Source organism: Myxococcus sp. AB056 (assembly GCF_006547365.1).
In the GTDB taxonomy this organism is placed as follows: domain Bacteria; phylum Myxococcota; class Myxococcia; order Myxococcales; family Myxococcaceae; genus Myxococcus; species Myxococcus virescens.
In genome coordinates this window covers 37,103-58,323 of the sequence record NZ_VHLB01000035.1, presented here as the reverse complement: position 1 = coordinate 58,323, position 21,221 = coordinate 37,103, and the positions used below count along the sequence as shown (strand labels likewise).

Below are 21,221 nucleotides of genomic sequence, written 5' to 3'. Positions count from 1 at the left end.
CGCCCTATGTCCGCGCGGCGTCTGACCCGTCGAAACCTCCTGCTCGGCACCGCCGCGCTCGCCCCATTGCTGGCGCGGCGGGCGCATGCCTTCGGTGAGAAGAACCGCTTCATCCCCGCCGTGGCCCGTCACAAGGGGCGCTGGGATACACGGCTGTCCGGGCTGCGTCGCATCGCCTGGGAGCTCCAGCGCCGCACCTCCGTGGAAGTCGTGCCGGACGCGCGCCCGTTTCCGCTCAGTTCACCGGACCTCTTCGAATACCCGTTCCTCTACTTCGGCGGCGAGGGAGAGTTTCCCCCGCTGGAGGATGCGGAGGTGGCCAACCTGCGCCGCTACCTGACGTACGGCGGCTTCATGCTCGCGGACGCCAACGACGCCAGCGACGGGGCCGGCTTCGATGCGTCCTTCCGCCGGGAGATGGCGCGGGTGCTGCCGCAGAGCCCGCTGGCCGAGGTGCCGTCGAAGCACGTGGTGTTCAAGTCCTTCTTCCTGCTGGACGCGGCGCCCGGGCGGGTGCTCAACAAGCCCCAGTTGATGGGCTGCAACCTGGGCAAGCGCGCCGCGGTGCTGTACTCGCAGAACGACCTGGCCGGGGCGTGGAGCCGCAACGAGTCGGGTGACTACGAGTTCGACGTCTCGCCGGGTGGCGAGCCCCAGCGCGAGCTGGCGGTGCGGCTGGGCATCAACGTGTGCATGTATGCCCTCTGCCTGGACTACAAGGACGATGCCGTCCACCTGCCGCTCATCCTCAACAAGCGGCGCTGAAGCCCCGGCCCTCCGCCGAAAGCCTGGATGAATTCCCCCACGTTCAACGCCTGGAAGCTCGTCACCCTCTCGCCATTGCCACCGTGGGCGCTGGTCCTGCTCGCCCTGGGGTTGGTGCTGGGCGTGGCGCTGGCCGCCTGGGGCGTGCGCCGGGAGCCCTCGCGCGGGCGCCGGGTCCTGCTCTGGGCCCTGCGTGTCGGCGCCGGCGTGGCCGCGCTCTTCTTCCTGCTGGAGCCCGGCATCCGTCACCTGCAGGTGGCGCGCATGAAGAACCGCGTCGCGGTGCTGGTGGACCGCTCCGCGTCCATGAGCTTCCCCGCGGAGGTGGGCGGACGCTCGCGCTCCGAGGAAGTGGCCGCGTTCCTGGAACGGGCCGCGCCGCGCCTGGCGGAGCTGCAGGACCGCTTCACGGTGGAGCTGTACGGCTTCGACCCGGAACTGGCGCCGGCGACGCCGGAGACGCTGATGACGCCCGCGCGCGCGGGCACCACGGACCTGCTCTCGGCGGTGCGCGCCGCGGCGGGGGCGGGGCAGGGCTCGCGCAAGCTGTCCGGGGTGCTGCTGTTCAGCGACGGCGCGGACAACACCGAGCTCAAGGCGGGCGTGGTGGGCCGGGCGCGCGCGGCGCTGGCGGACCTGAACGTCCCCGTCTCCACCTTCACCGTGGGGCAGGAGACGTTGAAGGACGTCGCCGTGGAGGGACTGAAGGTGGATGACTTCGCCTTCGTGCGCAACTCGCTCACCGTGGAGGTGGAGATTCACGGCCGCGGCTTTGCGGGGCAGGACATCCCCGTGGTGCTGAGTCAGGAAGGCAAGACGGTCGCCAGCAAAGTGGTGCGGATGGAGTCCGCGGACGACGTGAAGCCCGTGGCCTTCACCTTCACCCCGGACCAGACGGGGCGCTTCGTCTACACGGTGACGGTGCCCACCTTCCCGGGCGAGGCCGTGGCGGACAACAACACGCGCTCCTTCACGCTGAAGGTGATTCGGGACCGCGTGCGCGTGCTGCTGGTGGTGGGACGGCCCTCCTGGGACGAGCGCTACCTGCGTGGCCTCTTGCGCCAGGACGCCAACGTGGACCTGGTGTCCTTCTACATCCTGCGCACGCTGTCGGACGACCCGGGCGTGGTGAACGACCAGCGCGAGCTGTCCCTCATCCCGTTCCCCATGGAGGAGATTTTCGACACGAAGCTGGACACCTTCGACGTCGTCATCTTCCAGAACTTCGGGCACTCGGACCCGTCGCTCTCCATCGCCGAGTACGAGCGCAACCTGGAGCGCTACGTCCACAACGGCGGCGCCTTCGTGATGATTGGCGGCGACAGTGTGCTGGGCGAAGGCCGCGCCACCATGCCCACGCTGATGGAGGCGCTGCCCGTGGCGGCCGCGGGCCCCGCCAACCTGGACGCCTTCAAGCCGCGCCTGACGCCCGAGGGTCTACGCCACCCGGTGACGGGCATTGGCATGGGCGCCGCCAGCACGGAGGCCGCGTGGGCGGAGCTGCCGCCCATCCCTGGCGCCAACCTGACGCAGGCGCGTCCGGGGGCCACGGTGCTGCTGGACCACCCGCACCTGACGGTGGGCGGCAAGAATGCGCCGCTGGTGGCCGTGTGGGACTACGGCCGGGGCCGCTCGCTGGTGATGGCCACGGACGCCTCCTGGTACTGGGCCTTCGCGGCGCACAAGCACGGCTCGCCCAGCCGCGCGTATGACCGCTTCTGGGGCAACGCACTGCGGTGGCTGGTGAGGGACCCGGACCTGACGACGCTGAAGGTGACGGCGGACCCGCCGTCCGTGGAGCCGGGCCGGCCCGTGGGCGTCGTGGTGCAGGCGCGGATGGCGGACTACCAGCCGGCGCAGGACGCGCAGGTGCGGGTGGAGCTCTTCTCCGTCGCCACGCAGAAGCCGGTGGCGGTGCAGACGGGCACCACGGGGACGGACGGCGTGGTGCGGCTGGAGTTCGAGCCCCCCGCGCCCGGGCCCTACAAGCTGCTGGCCTCCGCGAAGAAGGGCGAGACGGACCTGGGCAAGGGCGAGGACGCGGTGGCCGTGCGCGCCGTGGGGCCCGAGCTGTCGGACGCGTCCGTGCGGCCGGAGTTGATGGCGCAGATTGCGAAGGAGACGGGCGGCAAGTCCTACACGCTGCCGCTGGACGGCCTTCCGGATGTGCCGCTGCTGGACCCGCCGGTGGTGGAGGTGGGCCGCGCCAGGGATCAGCCGCTGTGGGACCGCTGGTACTACCTGGTGGCGCTCATCGCGCTGCTGGGCGCGGAGTGGTTCGCCCGCCGGCGCTTCGGCTACGTGTGACAGCGGCCTCTCCCAGTGCGAGGGAGAGGCCGGGTTGCTTCCCGCGTGGGGTGGACTAGGTCTTCTCCACCACGCCGCAGGCGATGCGGCCGCCCGCGTCGCCCGTCGGGTCGGTGTGGTAGTCGTCCTCCTTGGCGTGCACCACCATCGCGGAGCCGTCCTTGTCGAACAGCGACTTCACGGTGAGGCCGTTCTGCGAAAAAATGTCGAACTGCACCGTGCCGTCCTGGGCCACGTAGAGGTTGGGCAGGTCGCCGTGGTGCTTGCCCTTGGGCGCCAGCAGGCCGTGGGCCTTCTTGCTGGGGTTGAAGTGGCCGCCCGCCGTGGTGAAGGCGGGCCCCTCGCACTTGCCCACCTCGTGGATGTGGAAGGCGTGCTGGCCCGGCGGCAGGTTGCTCAGCTTGCCCTTGATGAGGATGCCTTGCTTGGTCTGCTCGAGGGTGATTTCGCCCACGTCCATGCCCTCGGAGTCCTTCACCTGGGCCTTGGCCGTCTGGCCCTTGGGCGGCGTCTTCTTGTCCGCTGGCGGCGGCGTGGCCGCGCCCTCCTGAGCCAGGGCGGGGAGGGCGGCGGTCAGTGCGGCGGCGGTGAGCAGGGCTCGAATCTTCATGAGTGTGTCTTCCTCCTGGGGTCGTGCGCTACGGAGCGAAGGTGGACACTAGCGGTTGCTCGTGCTCGCCGCAGGGGAAAGCAAGCGGGCATCCGAGCCATCTGCCTTGTAGCGCTCACTCCTCCGCGAGGGGCACGGGCACGACGCGGGAGGCACCGAAGGCGGGCGCCCAGATGCCCTGGACTTCCGGCCCGTTGAGGAAGCGGACTAGGGCCTGGAAGGCGGGCAGGGGGCCGCCCAGGCGTTCGGCCCACGCCATGCCCCGGGGAGAGAGGTTGGGCACCAGCGGGCCCAGTTCGTCCCGTGTCTTCACGGACCGGGTGAGGCCCAGGCCCTCGTCGCGCAGGCGCTGCGGCACGTAGAGCGGGGCGAAGCGCGCGTGGCGGTGGTCATGCACGCAGCCTTCGTCCTCCAGCAGCGCGGCCGACAAGGGCAGCTCTCGCACGTTGAAGAGCAGCTTCACCGCGCCCAGGTGCGGGTCATAGGGGCCGCGCAGCCGGTGGTCACCGCGGGGGACGAGCCGCCGGTCCAGGTAGCAGTAGGCGCGGGCCTCGGGCGGCACGCTGCCGCGGTGGCGCGCGCCGCCGTAGCGATAGAAGGGCCGCACGTAGCTGGCGTCCACCTCCAGCGGTGGCCCGGTCTTCAATGCGCGCAGCTTGGGCAGCAGCTCTTCGGGCAGGCCGTGGGCCTTCGCGAACTCGGGCAGGGCTTCTTCGGGCGTGGTCGCGAAGTCCTTCACGCGGGTGAGGAGCCGCTCCGGGTCCGCGTCCACCAGCAGCTCGTCGAAGCGTGTCTTGACGCCGGGGAGGCTGACGGGGACGAGCCGCGTCAGGGGCTCTCCACTCTCTCGCCAGCGGGCATCCAGGGCGGAGGCCTCGGGCGCGGTGGGGGCGAGCCGCCACTCGGGAGGTTCGGGGGTGAAGTGTTGTCCGATGCCGCGCCGCTCGAAGCGCGGGGCGGGGTGGGGGCCCGGGAGGGAGCTCCACACGGTGATGCAGGTCCGCACCTGGGTGCCCGCGAAGGCGCCGGGGCCCAGGTCCACCACCTCGCGCAGGGAGAGTGTCTCCAGCAGCGACTGGCGCAGCGGCGCGTACATGAAGGCGTCGAGGAAGCTCGCGGGGATGATGAAGGCGAGCGCGCCGGGACGGGTGGCCAGCCGGTGCGCGGCCACCAGGAGGAAGAAGGCGAAGTCGTCTCGCAGGCTGGTGCCAGGCATCAGCGCCAGGGGGAGCAGGGCGCGCAGCCGCGCATAGGTGCGCGGGTCCTTCAGCACGGAGGAGGTGCCGTTGTAGGGCGGGTTGCCCACCCACAGCTCCTGGTGGTCCGGCGGAGTGGTGGCGAGCAGGGGCTCCAGTCCGTCTCGCAGCGCGTCTCCCGCGCGCACGGTGGCCTCGGGCACGCGGGCCTGGCAGAGGCGGGCGACCTCGGGGTCCAACTCGAGGCCACAGAGCCGGACGCCGGGCCGCAGCCGCGAAGCGGCGGTGAGGAACGCCCCCGCTCCACAGGAGGGGTCCACCACCGTGAGGGGTCCTTCGCCCACGTGCTGGAGCGCAAGCGCCAGTGTGCGTTCCGCCAGCGGCGCTGGCGTGAAGAACGCACCCACGGCCTTGCGGTCCAGGCTGGGGAATTGAAGAACGAGCTTCTCCTCATCCACTTCCAGCGGCCTATGCGCGGTGCGAGGCATGGAACGGCATTCTACTTGGCGTGGTGCGGGGTGAACGTCTGGCACCCGCTTTCTGGCTGGTGTTTCAGCGAGTTGTGCGCTTGGCATCAACGTACCTGCCCTGGAGTCGCAGATGTTGCCTGCCCTCGGTGCGTGTCCTTGGCTCTGATGGGGGCGAGATGAGGCGTGTTGTTGTGGCGCTGGCTCGCTTCGGCGGGCGTCACGCTGCGCAGGGCGGTAACGCATTGGCTGGTGACTCAGACTCGTGCTGGGGCTTTCACGGGAACCGCATGGGCCAGTCCCTTTGACGGCAGTCGCTGCTTCATGCCGTGGGCGATCCTTTGGATGTCGGTGTACAGCCGGTCATGCCAAGGTCATGGCCCGCCGCCTGCGTGCGGTACACCCACGACTGCAGCGTGCTCAGCTGTATACCTCGCACCGACGCGGACTGCCGCTACGTCTGCCCACTGGCCTCGAACGCTTCCTCGGCCCGGACCCTCTCCGGCCTCTCCACCTGCTTCGCCATGCATTGAAGCGTCCGCCGTTGCCGCTACTCCAACCATCCCTCACGGCGCGTCGTTCGCCGGACGGATATACCTGAACTAAGTTGCGACACCGCGCAACAGATGCGGGAGCGGCGTCCATGTGGTTCCAGGGCAGTGCGACGCTGACGCAACGTCACGGGCGCTGGGGAGGAATTCCCAGGGCCCCGTTTCACTCATACGCGCGAGGCCTCATTTGCGGCTGCGTTCGCCTGGACTGAGCTTGGCGCTTCCGCATCGCACGGAAACCACAGATCCAAATTCTTATCCTTCGTGGCTATGCTTCACCCGCATCCAGATAAGTATTCAGTGGGCCGATGATCGGGCGGCGGCTGTACCACCAACCTCTGTTCGCTGCCGGCATGAGGAATTCCGACAGGCTTTGGCCTCCATCATCCCGGGTAGCATTGCGGAACGTCTCATCGGCTTCGCTGACCAACCGCTGCAGCAACTCGTTGTGAGGCCCTGGGGATTCTTTGATGATGACCTCGAGCCTGTCCCGGGAATGCAGAGAATAAATGTAGTCATCAATCCCGCCCCTGTATTCACCAAGACTGAATGCAAGATTCTGCCACAGTGCGAGGTGTCGCTCGACTGGAGTGCCGGGCCCCGTCCAAACATGAACCTGCAGGTACGCGGTCAACTCCTTCAGAACTGCAAGTTCGGCTTCGGTACATCGCGCTTGGAGCGTCATGATTACACGCAAATTACAACAACTTCGCAGTATGGGTAGATTCCGGGCTCGTCCAGCTACTTCTTCGACTCTCTTTTAAGCTTCTCGACGTAGGCCGTGAAGGTGGATTCTCCGGTGGCCCGGTCTCTTGGCCTGAAGACGGTGTCCAGGTCAGGATGGTTTGGATCGTGAATCATAACGGTTTCCGTCTCAGGGGCGATGTATGCAGTTCGCCCTCTCTTTAGGTCAATGACATCTTTCGCCTTTGCATTCTTAATCACGTCATCAATGAACTGAGGAAGATCCTCTCTACTGACATCGATTTCTGCAAAATCTTCTTCATGATCGTCTTGTGCATGCCCCTTTCCGATAGACTCTCCCAAGGTGGGAGTTGCCACCTCTCCACTGCCGTCGGACAGGTACGGCATGACCTTGGCTGCGATATAGGCAGTGGTGACGGTCGCCCCAACCGCAGCTGTCGCGACTGCCGCCTCGCAAACACCGCCGACGCACGCGAGGCCTAGGAGGAGAGGGACTGCCTTGCCGGAAGGGTCTGTGTAGTACGCCGGATTGTTGTGCGCGTAGGCATAGACCGGAACGCTAGAAATGATCTCAGAATTGCCTCAAGAGGATGAGGATGCAGCCGAGGTGGAGAAAGCCGAGGAAGTTCTCCACCTTCACTTCATAGCGGGTGACGAGACGCCGGAAGTTCTGGAGCCAGGCGAAAAGCCGCTCCATCTTCCAGCGTCGGCGGTATCGACGCAGCTCGCGCCCATCCTGCGTCTTCGTCTTGCGTCCTCGACGGTGTGGGGCAATCAGCTTCACTCCCCGCTGATGCCACAATCGCTCGTCGAGCTTGTCAGCGTCATAGGCTTTGTCGCCGATGAGCCGCTCGGGAAGTTCGTCGATGAGGCTCTCGTCGAGGGTGGCTTCGAGGAGCTTGGTTTCGTGGGGAGAAGCGCTTGCCGCGCCAATGGCGAGAGGAAGACCAGCGCCGTCTGCAGCTGCCATGACCTTCGTTCCTTTGCCCCGCTTCGTTTTCCCGACGCAGGACCCCCCTTTTTCGCCGAGGCGATGTGCGCGTCGACGAAGCCTTCCTCCAGGTCGAATCCTCCGCGCTCTTTGAGGTCCAGGGCCAAGGCTCGCAGGGCGGCGCGGAAAGTACCGTCCCTTACCCAGCCCTGAAACCAGCGGTGGACCGTTTTGTAGGGCGGATACTTCTCCCGCGGCAGCTCGCTCCATTGGGCCCCGGTGCGCAGAATCCACAGGGTGCCGTCCCACAGCGCCCGTGAGGGCGTGGGCGTTCGCCCAGGCCGGTCCTCCCGTTTCAGCTTCCGCGCGGGGAGTAGCGGCTCAATCAGGCCCCACTGTTCATCAGTCAGGTCCACCGGTCAGCTTCGAACATGGCCATCCCCTCTATGTCGATCAGCGGCCCGGCCACCGCTCTCATGCCTGCTCGCTCAATTTCGAGACCGGCTCTAGTGACGACACCCCTACAACTTGCTGATAATGGCGCGGCTGGTGATTGCATACATCGCTGGGCGGCCCGCTACCTCCGGCTACCATTCAAGGTCGTCGAGAGTACTGGGGGGCGTCCGCCATGCCCCCCAGTGCAGACGTCTTCAATCGCCTGCTACAGCCCGTGACCGCAGTGCTTGCAGAAATGCGCATCCAGGTCATGCCCCTGCTGGCCACAGGCGGGGCACGCCCGGTTGTCCACCGCGTGCCGCGTGGCGGCGGCCAGCTCCACGGAGACGATGCCCGTGGGCACCGCGATGATGCCGTAGCCCATCACCATCAGAATGGAGGCGATGAACTGCCCCGGCACTGTCTTGGGGGTGATGTCGCCAAAGCCCACCGTCGTCACGGTGACGATGGCCCAGTACATGGCGCGGGGGATGCTGTCGAAGCCATTCTCCCGGCCCTCCACCACGTACATCAGCGCGCCCATGATGACGACGATGGTCAGCACCGTGCCCAGGAAGACGGTGATTTTCGGGCGGCTGGCGCGCAGCGCGGTGAGCAGTACCTCCGCCTGTCCGAGCAGGTGCGTCAGCTTGAGCACGCGGAAGACGCGCAGCAGCCGCAGCACCCGAATCACCAGCAGGGATTGCGCCCCGGGGAGAATCACGCTCAGGAAGGTGGGCAGGAGCGCCAGCAGGTCCACCAGCCCGAAGAAGCTGCGGGCGTAACGCAGCGGCTTGCTGACGGAGAAGAGCCGGAGCAGGTACTCCAGGGTGAACAGGCCCGTGAAGAACCACTCGACGCCGAGCAGCACGCTCCCGTACTGGGCCCGCACCGAGGCGACGCTCTCCAGCATCACCGCGATGATGCTGAAGAGGATGGCCCACAGGAGGCCGACGTCGAATGCCCTGCCCGCGGGCGTCTCCGCCTCGAAGATGATTTCGTGCAGCCGACCGCGGAGGCCCTCGGTGGGGCCCTGCTCTGAGGCGTTGGACACGGGCCCAGTGTAGGCGACCCGAGCCCCAGGGGAACGCCCGTCCTCAGGCCTTGGCCTCGCTGCCCGTGGAGGCAGGGAGGGGCGGCCCATCCGCGGGCTTCGATGCCACGGCGGCCGCCGCGGGAACCGGCTGGGGCACCCCCACGTGCATCCGGTGCTTCACCTCGGCGAAGCGGGCGGCGGACTCGTGCTCAGGGAAGAGCAGCGACACCGCCGCGCCCACGATGAAGGCCAGGGGAATGGTGATGACGCCCGGGTTGCGCAGGGGGAACAGCGCGGACGTGTTGCCCAGGAGGTCCACCTGCACCGTGGGGGACAGGAAGATGAAGAGCACCGAGCTGATGGCGCCCGTCAGCATGCTGGCCACCGCGCCATTCGTGGTGAACTTCTTCCAGGCCATGGACAGGAGCAGCGCCGGGAAGTTGGCGCTCGCCGCGATGGCGAAGGCCAGACCCACCATGAAGGCGACGTTCTGCCCCTTGAAGGCCACGCCCAGGATGATGGCCAGGACGCCCAGGAAGAGGCTGGCCAGCCGGGCCACCTTGAGCTGCTCCGCCTCGGGGGCCTGGCCCTTGCGCACCACGCTGGACCACAAGTCGTGGGACAGCGCCGCCGCGCCGGACAGCGTCAGGCCGGCCACCACCGCCAGAATCGTGGCGAAGGCGACGGCGGAGATGAAGCCCAGGAAGCCCGTGCCACCCACGACTTCGGCGAGCATGGGCGCCGCCATGTTGCCGCCCTTGTCCACGCCGGTAATCGCCTGACGGCCCACCAGCACGGACGCGCCGAAGCCCAGGATGAACGTCACGAGGTAGAAGTAGCCGATGAGCCCCGTGGCGTAGAAGACGCTGCTGCGCGCCGCCTTCGCGTCCGGCACTGTGTAGAAGCGCATCAGGATGTGCGGCAGGCCCGCGGTGCCGAACATCAGCGCCACGCCCAGGGAGATGGCCTCCAGCGGGTTGTTCACCAGCTTCCCGGGTGCCAGCACCTCCGCACCGTATTGGGTGGCGGCCTCGTTGAAGAGCCGCAGCGGGCTGAAGCCGAACTTGGACAGCACCATGCCCGCGAGCCCCGTGGCGCCCGCCAGCAGCAGCACCGCCTTGACGATCTGCACCCACGTGGTGGCAATCATCCCGCCGAAGAGGACGTAGAGAATCATCACCGCGCCCACGATGACGACCGCCGCCTCGTAGGACAGGCCGAACAGCAGGTGGATGAGGTTGCCGGCGCCCACCATCTGCGCAATCAGGTAGAAGCTGACCACGGTGAGCGTGCCCACCGCCGCGGACAGGCGCACTGGCGTCTGCTTCAGCCGGTAGGCCACCACGTCCGCGAAGGTGTACTTGCCCAGGTTGCGCAGGGGCTCGGCGATGAGGAACGTCACGACCGGCCAGCCCACCAGCCAGCCCACGGAGTAGATGAGCCCGTCGAAGCCGGACGTGGCCACCAGGCCCGCGATGCCCAGGAAGCTGGCGGCGCTCATGTAGTCACCCGCGAGCGCGAAGCCGTTCTGCGCCGCGCTCACGCCGCCGCCCGCGGCGAAGAACTCCGAGGTCGTCTTCGTCTTGCGCGCCGCCCAGTACGTAATCGCCAGGGTGATGCCGACGAAGATGAGGAAGAACAGGATGGCCGTCGCGTTCGGCTGGCCGAGCTGCGTCGTCGTTTCTGCGGGGTTCATGCCTGCCTCACTTCCCACCGCGGAGTTGGTGCAGGGCGCGGTCGTACTTCCCGTTCGCCCACAGCATGTAGATGCCCGTCAGCGCCCAGGCCGCGACGATGACCAGCGCGCCCAGCAGGATGCCAATGGACAGGCCGGGGACGAGCTGCTGCCCCATGAGCGGCTTGTTGAACGCCACCAGCAGGATGAAGCCCAGGTACGCCACCAGCGTCGTCACGGTGAGCACGCCGGCCACGCGCCAGCGCGCCGCCGCGAGTGCTTCCAGCGCTTCCTCATTCGGATTCGTGGACATGGGATGTCTCCTCCGGTCAGCGCTTCGCCTGTGGGGGTGTGGCCTTCGCGAGCAGTTCGTCGAGCACCGACGGGTCCGCCAGGGTGCTGGCGTCACCCAGGTTCTCCACCTCGCCCGAGGCAATCTTGCGGAGCATGCGGCGCAGAATCTTCCCGGAGCGGGTCTTCGGCAGGCCGTTGACCAGCACCACCCGGTCCGGCGTGGCGATGGGGCCAATGACATGCCGAACCTGCTCCTTGAGCGCGCCCACCATCTGCTCGGAGGCGGACTCCTGCCAGTCCGGCTTCACCGTGACGAACGCGCACACGCCCGTGCCCTTGAGGTCGTGCGGGAAGCCCACCACCGCGGCCTCGGCGACGGCCTCATGGGCCACCAGCGCGCTCTCCACCTCGGCGGTGCCCAGGCGGTGCCCGGAGACGTTGAGCACGTCATCCACGCGGCCGGTAATCCAGTAGTACCCGTCCTCGTCGCGGCGGCACCCGTCACCGGTGAAGTACAGGTTGGGGAAGCGCGCGTAGTACGTCTCCTTGAAGCGCTGGTGGTGGCCATACAGCGTGCGGGCCTGTCCCGGCCACGAGCGCGCCAGACACAGGTTGCCGCTGACGCCGTTGCCTTCGATGACGCGGCCCTCGTCGTCCACCAGCACGGGCTCCACGCCGAAGAAGGGCAGGGTGGCGGAGCCCGGCTTGGTGGGCGTGGCCCCCGGCAGCGGGGCAATCAGGATGCCGCCCGTCTCCGTCTGCCACCACGTGTCCACCACCGGGCAGCGGCCTTCGCCCACGACGTCGTGGTACCAGCGCCACACCTCCGGGTTGATGGGCTCGCCCACGCTGCCCAGGAGTCGCAGCGACTGGCGCGAGGACTTCTTCACCCACGCGTCACCCTCCTTGATGAGCGAGCGCAGCGCGGTGGGCGCGGTGTAGAGGATGGTGGCCTTGAGGTCGTCCACCACGCGCCACAGCCGCCCCGCGTCCGGGTAGGTGGGCGTGGACTCGAACATCACCGTGGTGGTGCCGTTCATCAGCGGCCCGTAGAGGATGTAGCTGTGGCCGGTGACCCAGCCCAGGTCCGCCGCGCAGAAGTAGACGTCCTCCGGCTGGATGTCGAAGACGTAGCGGAACGTGGTGGCCGCGTAGACGAGATAGCCGCCGGTGGTGTGCAGCACGCCCTTGGGCTTCCCCGTGGAGCCGGAGGTGTAGAGGATGAAGAGCGGATCCTCGGAGTCCATCCACTCCGCGGGACAGACGCCGCGGTGCTTCGCCATCTCCGCGTCCAGCCAGTAGTCGCGGCCGGCGAGCATGGGCACTTCCTTGCCCGTGCGGCGCACCACGAGGATGGACTCCACCAGGGACAGGCCCTCCACGGCCTCGTCCGCGATGGCCTTGGTGGGCACGAACTTCGGGCCGCGCGGCCCTTCGTTGGCGGTGATGAGCACCTTGGCGCCGGAGTCGAGAATCCGCTCGCGCAGGGCCTCCGATGAGAAGCCGGCGAACACCACGGAGTGCACCGCGCCGATGCGCGCGCACGCGAGCATGGTGTAGGCCAGCTCCGGCACCATGGGCAGGTAGATGCAGACGCGGTCGCCCTTGCGCACGCCGTGCGCCTTCAGCACGTTGGCCACGCGGCCCACGTGGTGCTGGAGGTCGCGGTAGGTGATGGACTCGTACTCGCCCGGCTCGTTCTTCGCCCAGAGGATGGCGACCTTGCCAGGGCGCTCCGTGGCGTGCCGGTCGATGCAGTTGTAGGCCGCGTTGAGCTTGCCGCCGCCGAACCAGGAGAAGTCCACCTGCTCCGCGTTCAGGTCCATGATGGCGTCTGGCTTGTGGAACCAGGTGAGCTGTTCGGCCATCTCGCTCCAGAAGGCCTCGGGCTGCTGGATGCTGCGCTGGTAGTCCTCCAGGCTCTTCACGTGGGCTTTGCGGCTGAAGGCGTCCTTCGTGGGAATGAGCGCGTCCTGCGTCTGGGCCATCGTTGGCTTCCTTGGGAGTGGAGGAGGGTTAGTAGAAGAGCTGCAGCTGGCTCGTGCCTGTCACCGCGGCACGGGCCTGGGAGATGTCGCCCGTCCACGCGACGGCGACCTCTGTCCGGAGGTTGAGCGTGTGCTTCTGGAACCAGATGTTGAAGCCGGGCTTGAGCGCGAGCAGGTCCTGGCCCGCCACGCGCGCGTTGAAGTACTCGCCGGAGATGAGCGGCTGGAACTTGCCGAAGCGCCAGCCCGTCTCCGCGTAGAAGCCCGTGCCGCTCTGCGGGTTGTCCAAGCCCTGGCGGTAGTGGAAGAGGGTGGCGTTGAAGACGAACTCCTGGTCGTTCGCCAGGGGCACGTCGAGGAACACGTCCGCGGCCGTGCCCAACGCGTCATGGAGACCGGATTCGGTGGCCACCGCCTTGGGCTGGTAGTCGGCGCCGATGCCCACCGACAAGCGCGGCTCGGAGGCGAAGTAGATGCCTTGGAAGAAGAGGTCCTCCTCGCGCGTGAAGAAGTTCCAGCGCGCCATCGCCGTGACGCGAGGTAAATCGTCCGGGTTGAGCACGGTGCCCTCCGGGGTCGTCTTGCCGTTGACGCCATTGAAGATGGCGGCCCGGAACCCCAAGGGGCCGGCGAAGCCGCGGACCTGCACGCCGATGTCCCGCCACACCTTGCCCACGCCAGGTGCCCAGCGGACCAGGCTGGAGTGGTAGTCCACTGCCTGCAACGCGACGGCGCCCTGGAGGACATGGCGCGTCAGCGGCGGCAGCAGCATGCCCACGTCAATCCAGACTTTCTCCGCCACCTCATAGGAGATGAACGCGTCCTGGACGAAGAACGCGACGTTCCAGTCGCCGTTCTTGCCGAAGTTGGGCTGGTCCGTCTCGGCGAAGAACGACAGCTTCTGGGTGACGTGGCCGAAGACGAGCAGGCGCGTGCGCCGCAGGAACATGTCGGAGCTGGGGCCGCCGGACGGCGCGCCTTTGTCGACAATCTGGAGCTGCGGCTGCAGGAGGATGGCGACGTTGAGGTAGGACTCCTCGCTGATGGGAATCTTGAATGCGCTCGACGGCGTGGCTGACAGCAGGACCGCGAGCGCGGCCATGAACGACAGCATGCGTGCGGGGGCAGTGCGCATGCCCCAGCACTGAGCAACGTGTCTGCCAACGCGCCGCGCTCGGAGATTCAAGACGTTGCAGGTTGGCTCGACGCGTCAGGACGTTACCGAAGGTGACGTTCGCGTTACCGCGGTAACGCTTCATGCGCTGCGTCGTAACGCTTCGCGCGCGGCGTCAGGTCTGCTTGGAGTTCGAGTGGTCGCCTGTCTTTCCTAGCAGGTATCCACCATGGCTGATGGCCAGCAGGGCGAGCATGCCTTGCGACAGGGCGGGCATCGCGTGGGTCGTCCCGCGCGCCACCGACATGGCCACGTCCATGAAGTAGCCCACCGCGGCGATGAGCGTGAAATAGAACATCTGCACCTTGGCCAGGTCGATGTGCGCGGTGTTGCCCACCTCGTCTCCCTGGAACATGTCCGCCATGCGCGCGTCCGTCATGTTCGCGTTGGCGTAGAGCACGCCCTGGCGGTGCGCGTCGATGTCCGCGGGGGCCTCCGCGAGCTGGACGGAGGTGTTCTGCACCAGCTTCTCGTCCGGGCTGCGCGCACGCTTGCCGCCCAGCACCAGCGGTGTGCCCAGCAGGGACGTGGTGGAGATGCCCATGGCAATCCAGAGCTCCTGGGGGATGTCGACCCCCACGGCGTTGGGCGCGCCCGACTTCACGCGGGAGAGCGTCATCGTCAGGTAGCCCGCCATCACCACCACGGTCCACACGAGCGCCTGGAATCGGGAGAGGCTCATCAGGTTGCGCTCACTGATGAGCAGCGCCAGCGGCACGCCCGCGATGGCCTTGCCCAACACCAGCAGGAAGCCGGTGAGCATGGCGGCCGTTCCGAGCAGGTTCCATCCCGGCGGCAGGAACCACGTCGTGGCGATGACAGCAATGGGCATGACCGTGGTGAGCACCACCATCCGCCCGTACTCCGCGCGAGGAATGACGCCAACGACGTCCCCCGCGCGATTGCCAGCCCCACTGCCAATCACAGGCACGCTGTCTGCCATGAGCTCCCCCCAACGGTGTGTTGGCGGAAATCCTAGCGATGGGGCGCGGCAGGCGTTCCGCCGTGCCGGGGCGGCGCCTCTGGCGGACGGGCTTCCAGCACTGGAGGGCAGTGGACAGGTGCGCAGGCGCCGTGCCTCAGGCGCGCGTGCGAGGGATGCCCAGCTTCTGGCGCTTCTCCCACAAAGCCTTGCGGCTGATGCCCAGGCGCTTCGCCAGCTCCGTCTCGCCCATGTGCTCCTGGTGCTCCATGACGAAGCGGCGGAAGTACTCCTCCATGGAGTCCGGTGAGGCGGCGCTGGCTTCCTCGGCGGCGGCAGGGCCCGTGTCGGCGGATTCGGTGGACGCTCCGAAGCTGTCCGCCGTGTCGGGCAGCTCCAGCGCCAGGAGTCCCGTTGTCACCACCGGACCATCCGCGAGGATGACGGCGCGCTCCAGCGCGTTCTCCAGCTCGCGCACGTTGCCCGGCCAGGGATGGGAGGTGAGCGCTTCCAGGGCCTCGGGAGACAGGCTCGCCGTGGGGCGGCCGAGCTTGCGGCTCGCCTTCTCCAGCAGGTGCCTGGCCAGTGCGGGCACGTCCTCCGTGCGCTCCCGCAGCGGCGGCAGGCGGATCTCCACCACGCGCAGGCGGAAGTAGAGGTCCTGGCGGAAGGAGCCCTCCTGCACCCGGCGGGGCAGGTCCCGGTGGGTCGCCGCGACGATGCGCACGTCCACCTTGCGGGGCCGCGTCGCGCCCACTCGCCGCACTTCGCCGTCCTGGAGCATGCGCAACAGGCGCGCCTGCGCGGGGGCGGGCAGCTCGCCAATCTCGTCCAGGAAGAGCGTGCCGCCGTGCGCCGCCTCCACGAGCCCCGGGTGCGCGGCCTGCGCGCCGGTGAAGGCGCCCTTCTCGTGGCCGAACAGCTCACTCTCCAGCAGACCTTCGGGAATGGCCGCGCAGTTCACCGCCACCAGCGGCCCGTCCGCCCGGGGGCTCTGGGCGTGGAGGGCCCGCGCCACCAGCTCCTTGCCCGTGCCGGACTCGCCCAGCACCAGCACGGTGGCGGGAGAGGGCGCCACCTTGCGGACGCGCTCGAAGACCTCGCGCATCGCGGCGCTGTTGCCCACCATGCCGCTGACGGGGTGGGCCTGCTCCACCTCGCGCTTGAGCGCCGCGTTCTGCCGCGTCAGCAGGCCTTCGCGCAGCACCCGCTCCACCTGCATCAGCAGCTCGTCGTGGTCGAAGGGCTTGGCGATGTAGTCCACCGCGCCCAGCTTCATCGCGTCCACCGCCGACTTCACGGTGGCGTAGCTGGTCATGATGAGCACCGGTACGCCTGGACACATGGAGATGATGTCCGTCCCCGGGGCGCCCGGCAGGCGCAGGTCCGACAGCACCAGGTCGAACGAGTCCAGCGGGTAGTCGCTCGATGCCTCGTGCACGGAGCCCGCTTCGGACACGTCGTGCCCCGCGCGCACGAGCAGCCGGCGCAGCTCCGTGCGGATGATGGGCTCGTCTTCGATGACCAGGATGCGGCTCATGCCGGGGCCTCCCGCTCGGGGTTCACGCTGGCTTCCATCCGGCGTGGCTCCGGAAGGCTCACCACGACGCTAGTCCCTCCCCCCTGCCGCTTGTCCACCTGCATCGTTCCGCCGTGCTCTCGGACGATGCCCGCCGCGAGCGCCAGGCCCAGGCCCGTTCCCTCGCCGGGGCCCTTCGTGGTGAAGAAGGGCTCGAACACGCGCTGCGCCAGCTCGGTGGGAATCCCGTGTCCCCGGTCCATGACGCGCAGGCGCACCGCGCCACCGTCGATGTCCGCTTCCAACTCCACCACGCCGTGCTCGGGTGAGGCGTCCATCGCGTTGGTCAGCAGGTTGACGAGCACCTGCTCCAGCCGCTGGGCGTCGCCTTGCACCTCCAGGCCCTCTGGACAGCGATGCTCGAAGCTCACCCCATGCTGCTTGCGCGCCAGCCGCGCCAGTTGCACGGCTTCGCTCAGCAGGGGCGCCACCGCGACGCGCGTGAAGGGCCGCGCCTGTCCGCCCACCGTGCCTTCGTGGCTGAAGCCCACCAGCGTCCGGACGATGGCGTCGATGCGCCGGCACTGCTGGAGGATGAGCCCCGCGCGCTCCTGCACCGCCGCCGGGTCCTCCAGCTCGTACTTGAGGTTCTGCGTCAGGCTGGCGATGGCCGTCAGCGGGTTGCCAATCTCATGGGCCACGCCCGCGGCCACGCGCCCCAGCGAGGCCAGCCGGTCCTGATGCGCCATGCGCGCGTCCACGGCCTTTCGTGCCGTGAAGTCCTCCACCAGGAGGGCCATGCCCTCGGACGTGCCCGTGCCCTGCTCCGCGGGGGAGAGCCGCGAGCGGTGCAGCCGGAGGATGCGCTCGACGCCCGCCACGGTGACACGCGTCTCCGTGTCTCCGTCCACACCGCTGGCGAAACCGGACAGCAGCGGGCCCCAGGGGGCGGGCAGGGCCTCCAGGGGATGGCCGCGCACGGTGTCCACCGGCACGCCGGAGAGCTGCTCGAGCGTCGCGTTCCAGATGACGACCTCACCATCCGGCCCCACCGCGCAGACGCCCACCGGGAGGTCCTCCAGGATGCGGCGCAGGTAGCGGCGCACGGCCTCCAGCGCGGGCACCGGGCCTTGCAGTCCCCTCGCGTCGCGGAGGCGCTCCTCGACGAAGCGGAGTTGTTCGGCCAGGGCCGTGCGCGCGCCGGGCTCCAGCCGCAGCGCCTCCTCCACCGTCATCCGTGCGAGCACGGGTCCCAGCAGGCCCGACAGGTTTCGCTCCACGCCGTCGCGCAGGCGGCGCAGCTCGGAGGGCCGGCGCTCGTCCTGCGGCAGCGACAGGGACTGCAGCGCCCGGTCCACCTCCGCCGTCGCGGCCTCCTCACCCAGCAGGGGGGCCAGCTTGCGGCGGAACTCGTCGGGCGAGCCCGCCACCACGCCACCCGCGGCGGGCGCGGCCTCCTCGCGTGTGCAGGCCCGCGCGGCCTCTGCCTCCTCGGCGGACTGACGCGTCGCCAGCGACACGCCGATGAAGGCCAGCCCGTTGAGCGTGAGCGAGGCGAAGGTGGCGAAGCCCCAGGGCTCACTGTCGGAGAACCCGAGCAGCGCCGCCATGCGGTGCGTCCACGCGACGACGCCCGGCGACGCCCATAGGGGCACCACCAGCGTCAGGAACCACAGGCTGGCGCCCGCCACCAGGCCCGTCAGCAGCCCGGCGCGTGTGGCACGCTTCCAGAACAGCAGCCCCAGCACGCCCGGGATGAACTGCGCCACCGCGACGAAGGACACCAGCCCCAGGTCCACCAGTCCCGTGCCGCGAATGTTCAGCAGCCAGTGGAAGCCGTAGCCGGCCAGGATGATGATGCCGATGAGCAGCCGGCGCGCCCACAGCAGCCAGCCGTAGAGATTCGGCTGCCCGCGTGCGTAGCCCAGGGGCAGCACCAGGTGCGTGAGGCACATGGGCGCCAGGGCCAGCGTGGTGACGATGACCATGGCGCTGGCCGCGGAGACGCCGCCCAGGAAGGCACCCAGCGCCAGCCACGTGGCGCCGCGTGACGCGGGCACCGCCAGCACGTGGAAGTCCGCGGGCCAGGGCAGTCCCAGCGCCTCGCCGCTCCAGAGCACCACGGGGACGACCAGGTTCATCACCAGCAACAGCAGCGGGAAGGCCCAGGTGGCGGTGGCCAGTCCCTCTCGCTCCGGGGCCTCGGTGAAGGCCACGTGGTAGCTGCGCGGCGTGAGGAACGCGGCCGCGCAAGAGAGCACCAGCAGCGGTGACCAGGAGGCATCTCGCGCCGGGCGCTGAAGTGCGTCGATGGCCTCTGGATGCGCGTCGACCCAGGCCAGCAGCCCGTCCACGCCGCCGAACACGTTGGAGACCGCCCAGACGCCCACGGCCACCAGGGCGACGAGCTTCACCGCGGACTCGAAGGCGATGGCCAGCATCAGGCCTTCGTGCCGCTCGCGCGGGGTGAGGTGCCGTGCGCCGAAGAGGACGGAGAAGACGGTGAGGACCGCGCAGAAGCCCAGGCCCACCAGCGTGGGAGACGCGGAGGGATTGAGCACGCGCGCGGACTCGACGACGGCCCGCACCTGGAGCGCCAGATAGGGGAGGCTGCCCGCCAGCAGGAACAGCGTCACCGCCGTGCCGGTGGATTGCCCCGGGTAGCGGAAGGCCAGCACGTCCGCTAGCGACGTGAGCTGCAACTCGCGGGACAGGCGCAGCAGCGGGCGCCACAGCACCGGAATCAGCAGGCACGCCAGGGTGACGCCCAGGTAGATGCCCAGGTAGCGGAAGCCATGCCGGGCCGCGTAGCCCACGCTGCCGAAGTAGGACCACGACGTGGCGTACACACCCAGGGCCAGCGCGTAGACGAGCGGATGCTGGGTGATGCGCGCGGGGATGGCGCCTCGCTCCGCCGCGTAGGCCACCAGGAAGAGCACCAGCAGGTAGGCGACGGACGCGGCGACGAGCGAGCCGAGCTCGAGCGTCATGGGGCACGACTCCGGTGCGCCGCCCAGCCGCCCAGGAGGATGACGCCCAGCCACACTGCGAAGGGCAGGTACCCCGGCGCGCCCTCCGCCAGCCACAGTCGGCGCAGGGGAGAGCCGAAGAGGAGCACCGCGACGGCGAAGACGAGCAGCGACGGCATCACGGGGGCGTCGGGCTCGGTAGGGCGCTTCATGGCGGCGAGGATACCAGCCGTGTCGCCTTCGGGTGACGAAGCCACCACACGCGTCGTGTGGACGCGGTGGGCCTGTTCGCCGGGCCCGGGAGGCGCATCCTCACGTCGCACCTGCTGTCCGGACGTGGGCGCACGGGCCTGCCTGGCCGTGGATTGTGGCTCGACAGGCAGGCCGGGCCGTCCTGAGAATGCGGCCGGCCGAGCGGCGCCTGCGTGCGCCATCGGGGAACGGAGATGTGCGTGGAGACGCAGCCTGGCGACTTCGGACCGCCGCGAGACGAACGTGAGATGGCCGCCGTCGCGGACATCATGATGCAGTCGTATGCCCTGTCACCCGCCGATACCGCCGCCTGGGTGCAGCGAGCGTCGAGGCCGGACCTGCGGTTGTTGCGCGAGGGCGGCGAGGTGGCGGCCACGCTCGTGTTCATCCGCATGGGGCAGTGGTACGGCGGGCGCAGCGTGCCCGTCATCGGCGTGGGCGGCGTGGGCGTGTCTCCCGTCCACCGGGGACGCGGCACCGCCACGCGACTGATGCAGCACCTGCTGCGCGAGGCTCGCGCGACGGGCGCTCCGCTGTCGGTGCTCTATCCCGCGACGCAGCCGCTCTACCGGCGCGTGGGGTACGAGCACGCGGGCACGCGGCAGGAGATTCGCATCCAGGTCCCATCGCTGGACTTCAGTGAGCGGACGTTGTCGCTCCGGGCCATCGAGGAGAAGGACACGCAGGCCATCGTCCTGAGCTACCAGCGCCACGCGCGTCACCGGCCGGGCTGGCTGGACCGCGGGGACTTCTCATGGGGTCGCGTCCGCAACATGCGTGGCGAGGTGGCACATGGCTACCTGGTGGAGGGCAGCGCCGGTGTGGAGGGCTACCTCTACGTCATCCGTCGGCAGCTCAAGGACTTCAATCAGGAGCTGTTCCTCACCGACGTCGTGGCCCATACGCCCGCGGCGGCGCGGAGGATTCTGAGCTTCCTGGGGGACCACCGTTCCCTGGCCACGGATGTCTTCTGGTACGGCGGCGTGGACGACCCGCTGCTCCTGCTGCTTCGCGAGCAGACGTACGCGGTGAAGCAGGCCACGCACTGGATGGTGCGGGTGCTGGACGTGGCCTCCGCGTTGGAGGCGCGCGGCTGGCCGGAGGGACTCTCCGGCACCCTCCATCTGGACGTCGAGGACGACCTCTTCCCGGAGAACCAGGGCCGCTTCGTGCTGGAGGTCTCGGACGGTCAGGCGCGCGTGCGCCGTGGCGGCGACGGCGGCCTGCGGCTGCACGTGCGGTACCTGGCGCCGCTCTACACCGGCCACCTGTCCGCGGCGTCGCTGCGGGCCATGGGCGCGCTGGAGGGTGATGATGCCTCGGTGCGCGCGGCGGGCAGTCTCTTCGCCGGGGCGCCGCCCTCCCTGCGCGACATGTTCTGACCCGGGCCGGGCGCTCTATCGGGCCCGGCGCGGGAGTGCTAGG

General features: G+C 68.9%; 17 protein-coding genes. 3 read left to right on the top strand and 14 right to left on the bottom strand.

What is annotated here, in order from left to right; all coding sequences use genetic code 11:
• The first annotated feature begins 6 nt into the window (after positions 1-6).
• A complete protein-coding gene (locus FMP39_RS17325) occupies positions 7-765 on the top strand; it encodes a DUF4159 domain-containing protein (RefSeq protein WP_141591482.1) in 759 nt (252 codons plus the stop codon).
• A gap of 27 nt (positions 766-792) precedes the next feature.
• Positions 793-3,072 (top strand): glutamine amidotransferase, encoded by a 2,280-nt coding sequence (locus FMP39_RS17320; protein WP_141591480.1) that lies wholly within the window; start codon positions 793-795, stop codon positions 3,070-3,072.
• Positions 3,073-3,127: 55 nt separating this feature from the next.
• On the opposite strand, the gene FMP39_RS17315 is transcribed toward FMP39_RS17320, so the two are convergent.
• The 14 genes from FMP39_RS17315 to FMP39_RS17250 form a co-directional block, all read right to left on the bottom strand.
• On the bottom strand, positions 3,128-3,682 hold the full coding sequence (locus tag FMP39_RS17315; RefSeq protein WP_141591478.1) for a superoxide dismutase family protein: 555 nt from the start codon (positions 3,680-3,682) through the stop codon (positions 3,128-3,130).
• Between the two features lie 115 nt (positions 3,683-3,797).
• Positions 3,798-5,366, bottom strand: coding sequence for a class I SAM-dependent DNA methyltransferase (locus FMP39_RS17310; protein WP_194858437.1), 1,569 nt, complete (start codon positions 5,364-5,366; stop codon positions 3,798-3,800).
• Between the two features lie 798 nt (positions 5,367-6,164).
• Positions 6,165-6,581, bottom strand: a complete 417-nt coding sequence (locus tag FMP39_RS17305; RefSeq protein ID WP_141591473.1) for a hypothetical protein — start codon at positions 6,579-6,581, stop codon at positions 6,165-6,167.
• A 56-nt stretch (positions 6,582-6,637) separates the two neighbouring features.
• A complete protein-coding gene (locus FMP39_RS17300) occupies positions 6,638-6,988 on the bottom strand; it encodes a hypothetical protein (protein WP_141591471.1) in 351 nt (116 codons plus the stop codon).
• Between the two features lie 184 nt (positions 6,989-7,172).
• A protein-coding gene (locus FMP39_RS17295; protein ID WP_141591469.1) for an IS5 family transposase occupies positions 7,173-7,948 on the bottom strand; the annotation gives its coding sequence in 2 pieces (ribosomal slippage) (positions 7,173-7,597 and positions 7,597-7,948; 777 coding nt in all).
• A 245-nt stretch (positions 7,949-8,193) separates the two neighbouring features.
• A complete protein-coding gene (locus FMP39_RS17290) occupies positions 8,194-9,021 on the bottom strand; it encodes an ion transporter (RefSeq protein ID WP_141591466.1) in 828 nt (275 codons plus the stop codon).
• A 43-nt stretch (positions 9,022-9,064) separates the two neighbouring features.
• On the bottom strand, positions 9,065-10,699 hold the full coding sequence (locus FMP39_RS17285) for a sodium/solute symporter (protein ID WP_141591464.1): 1,635 nt from the start codon (positions 10,697-10,699) through the stop codon (positions 9,065-9,067).
• Positions 10,700-10,706: 7 nt separating this feature from the next.
• Positions 10,707-10,991, bottom strand: a complete 285-nt coding sequence (locus FMP39_RS17280) for a DUF485 domain-containing protein (RefSeq protein WP_140856764.1) — start codon at positions 10,989-10,991, stop codon at positions 10,707-10,709.
• 16 nt (positions 10,992-11,007) lie between these two features.
• The gene (gene acs / locus FMP39_RS17275; protein ID WP_141591462.1) at positions 11,008-12,960 is read right to left on the bottom strand and encodes an acetate--CoA ligase; all 1,953 of its coding nucleotides are present in this window, start codon (positions 12,958-12,960) and stop codon (positions 11,008-11,010) included.
• 28 nt (positions 12,961-12,988) lie between these two features.
• Positions 12,989-14,095, bottom strand: coding sequence for a hypothetical protein (locus FMP39_RS17270; protein ID WP_228558066.1), 1,107 nt, complete (start codon positions 14,093-14,095; stop codon positions 12,989-12,991).
• Between the two features lie 154 nt (positions 14,096-14,249).
• A complete protein-coding gene (locus FMP39_RS17265) occupies positions 14,250-15,077 on the bottom strand; it encodes a hypothetical protein (protein WP_141591457.1) in 828 nt (275 codons plus the stop codon).
• A gap of 136 nt (positions 15,078-15,213) precedes the next feature.
• Complete coding sequence (locus FMP39_RS17260; RefSeq protein ID WP_141591455.1) at positions 15,214-16,596, bottom strand: sigma-54 dependent transcriptional regulator; 1,383 nt, start codon at positions 16,594-16,596, stop codon at positions 15,214-15,216.
• Positions 16,593-19,565: an ATP-binding protein gene (locus FMP39_RS17255; protein ID WP_141591453.1), complete on the bottom strand. Its 2,973-nt coding sequence runs from the start codon at positions 19,563-19,565 to the stop codon at positions 16,593-16,595. Before FMP39_RS17255 ends, FMP39_RS17260 begins: the two co-directional genes overlap by 4 nt.
• The gene (locus tag FMP39_RS17250) at positions 19,562-19,756 is read right to left on the bottom strand and encodes a hypothetical protein (protein WP_090490395.1); all 195 of its coding nucleotides are present in this window, start codon (positions 19,754-19,756) and stop codon (positions 19,562-19,564) included. Before FMP39_RS17250 ends, FMP39_RS17255 begins: the two co-directional genes overlap by 4 nt.
• Positions 19,757-19,990: 234 nt before the next feature.
• Between FMP39_RS17250 and eis the strand changes: the two genes are divergently transcribed.
• Complete coding sequence (gene eis, locus FMP39_RS17245) at positions 19,991-21,178, top strand: enhanced intracellular survival protein Eis (RefSeq protein ID WP_228558069.1); 1,188 nt, start codon at positions 19,991-19,993, stop codon at positions 21,176-21,178.
• The last annotated feature ends 43 nt before the right edge of the window (positions 21,179-21,221 follow it).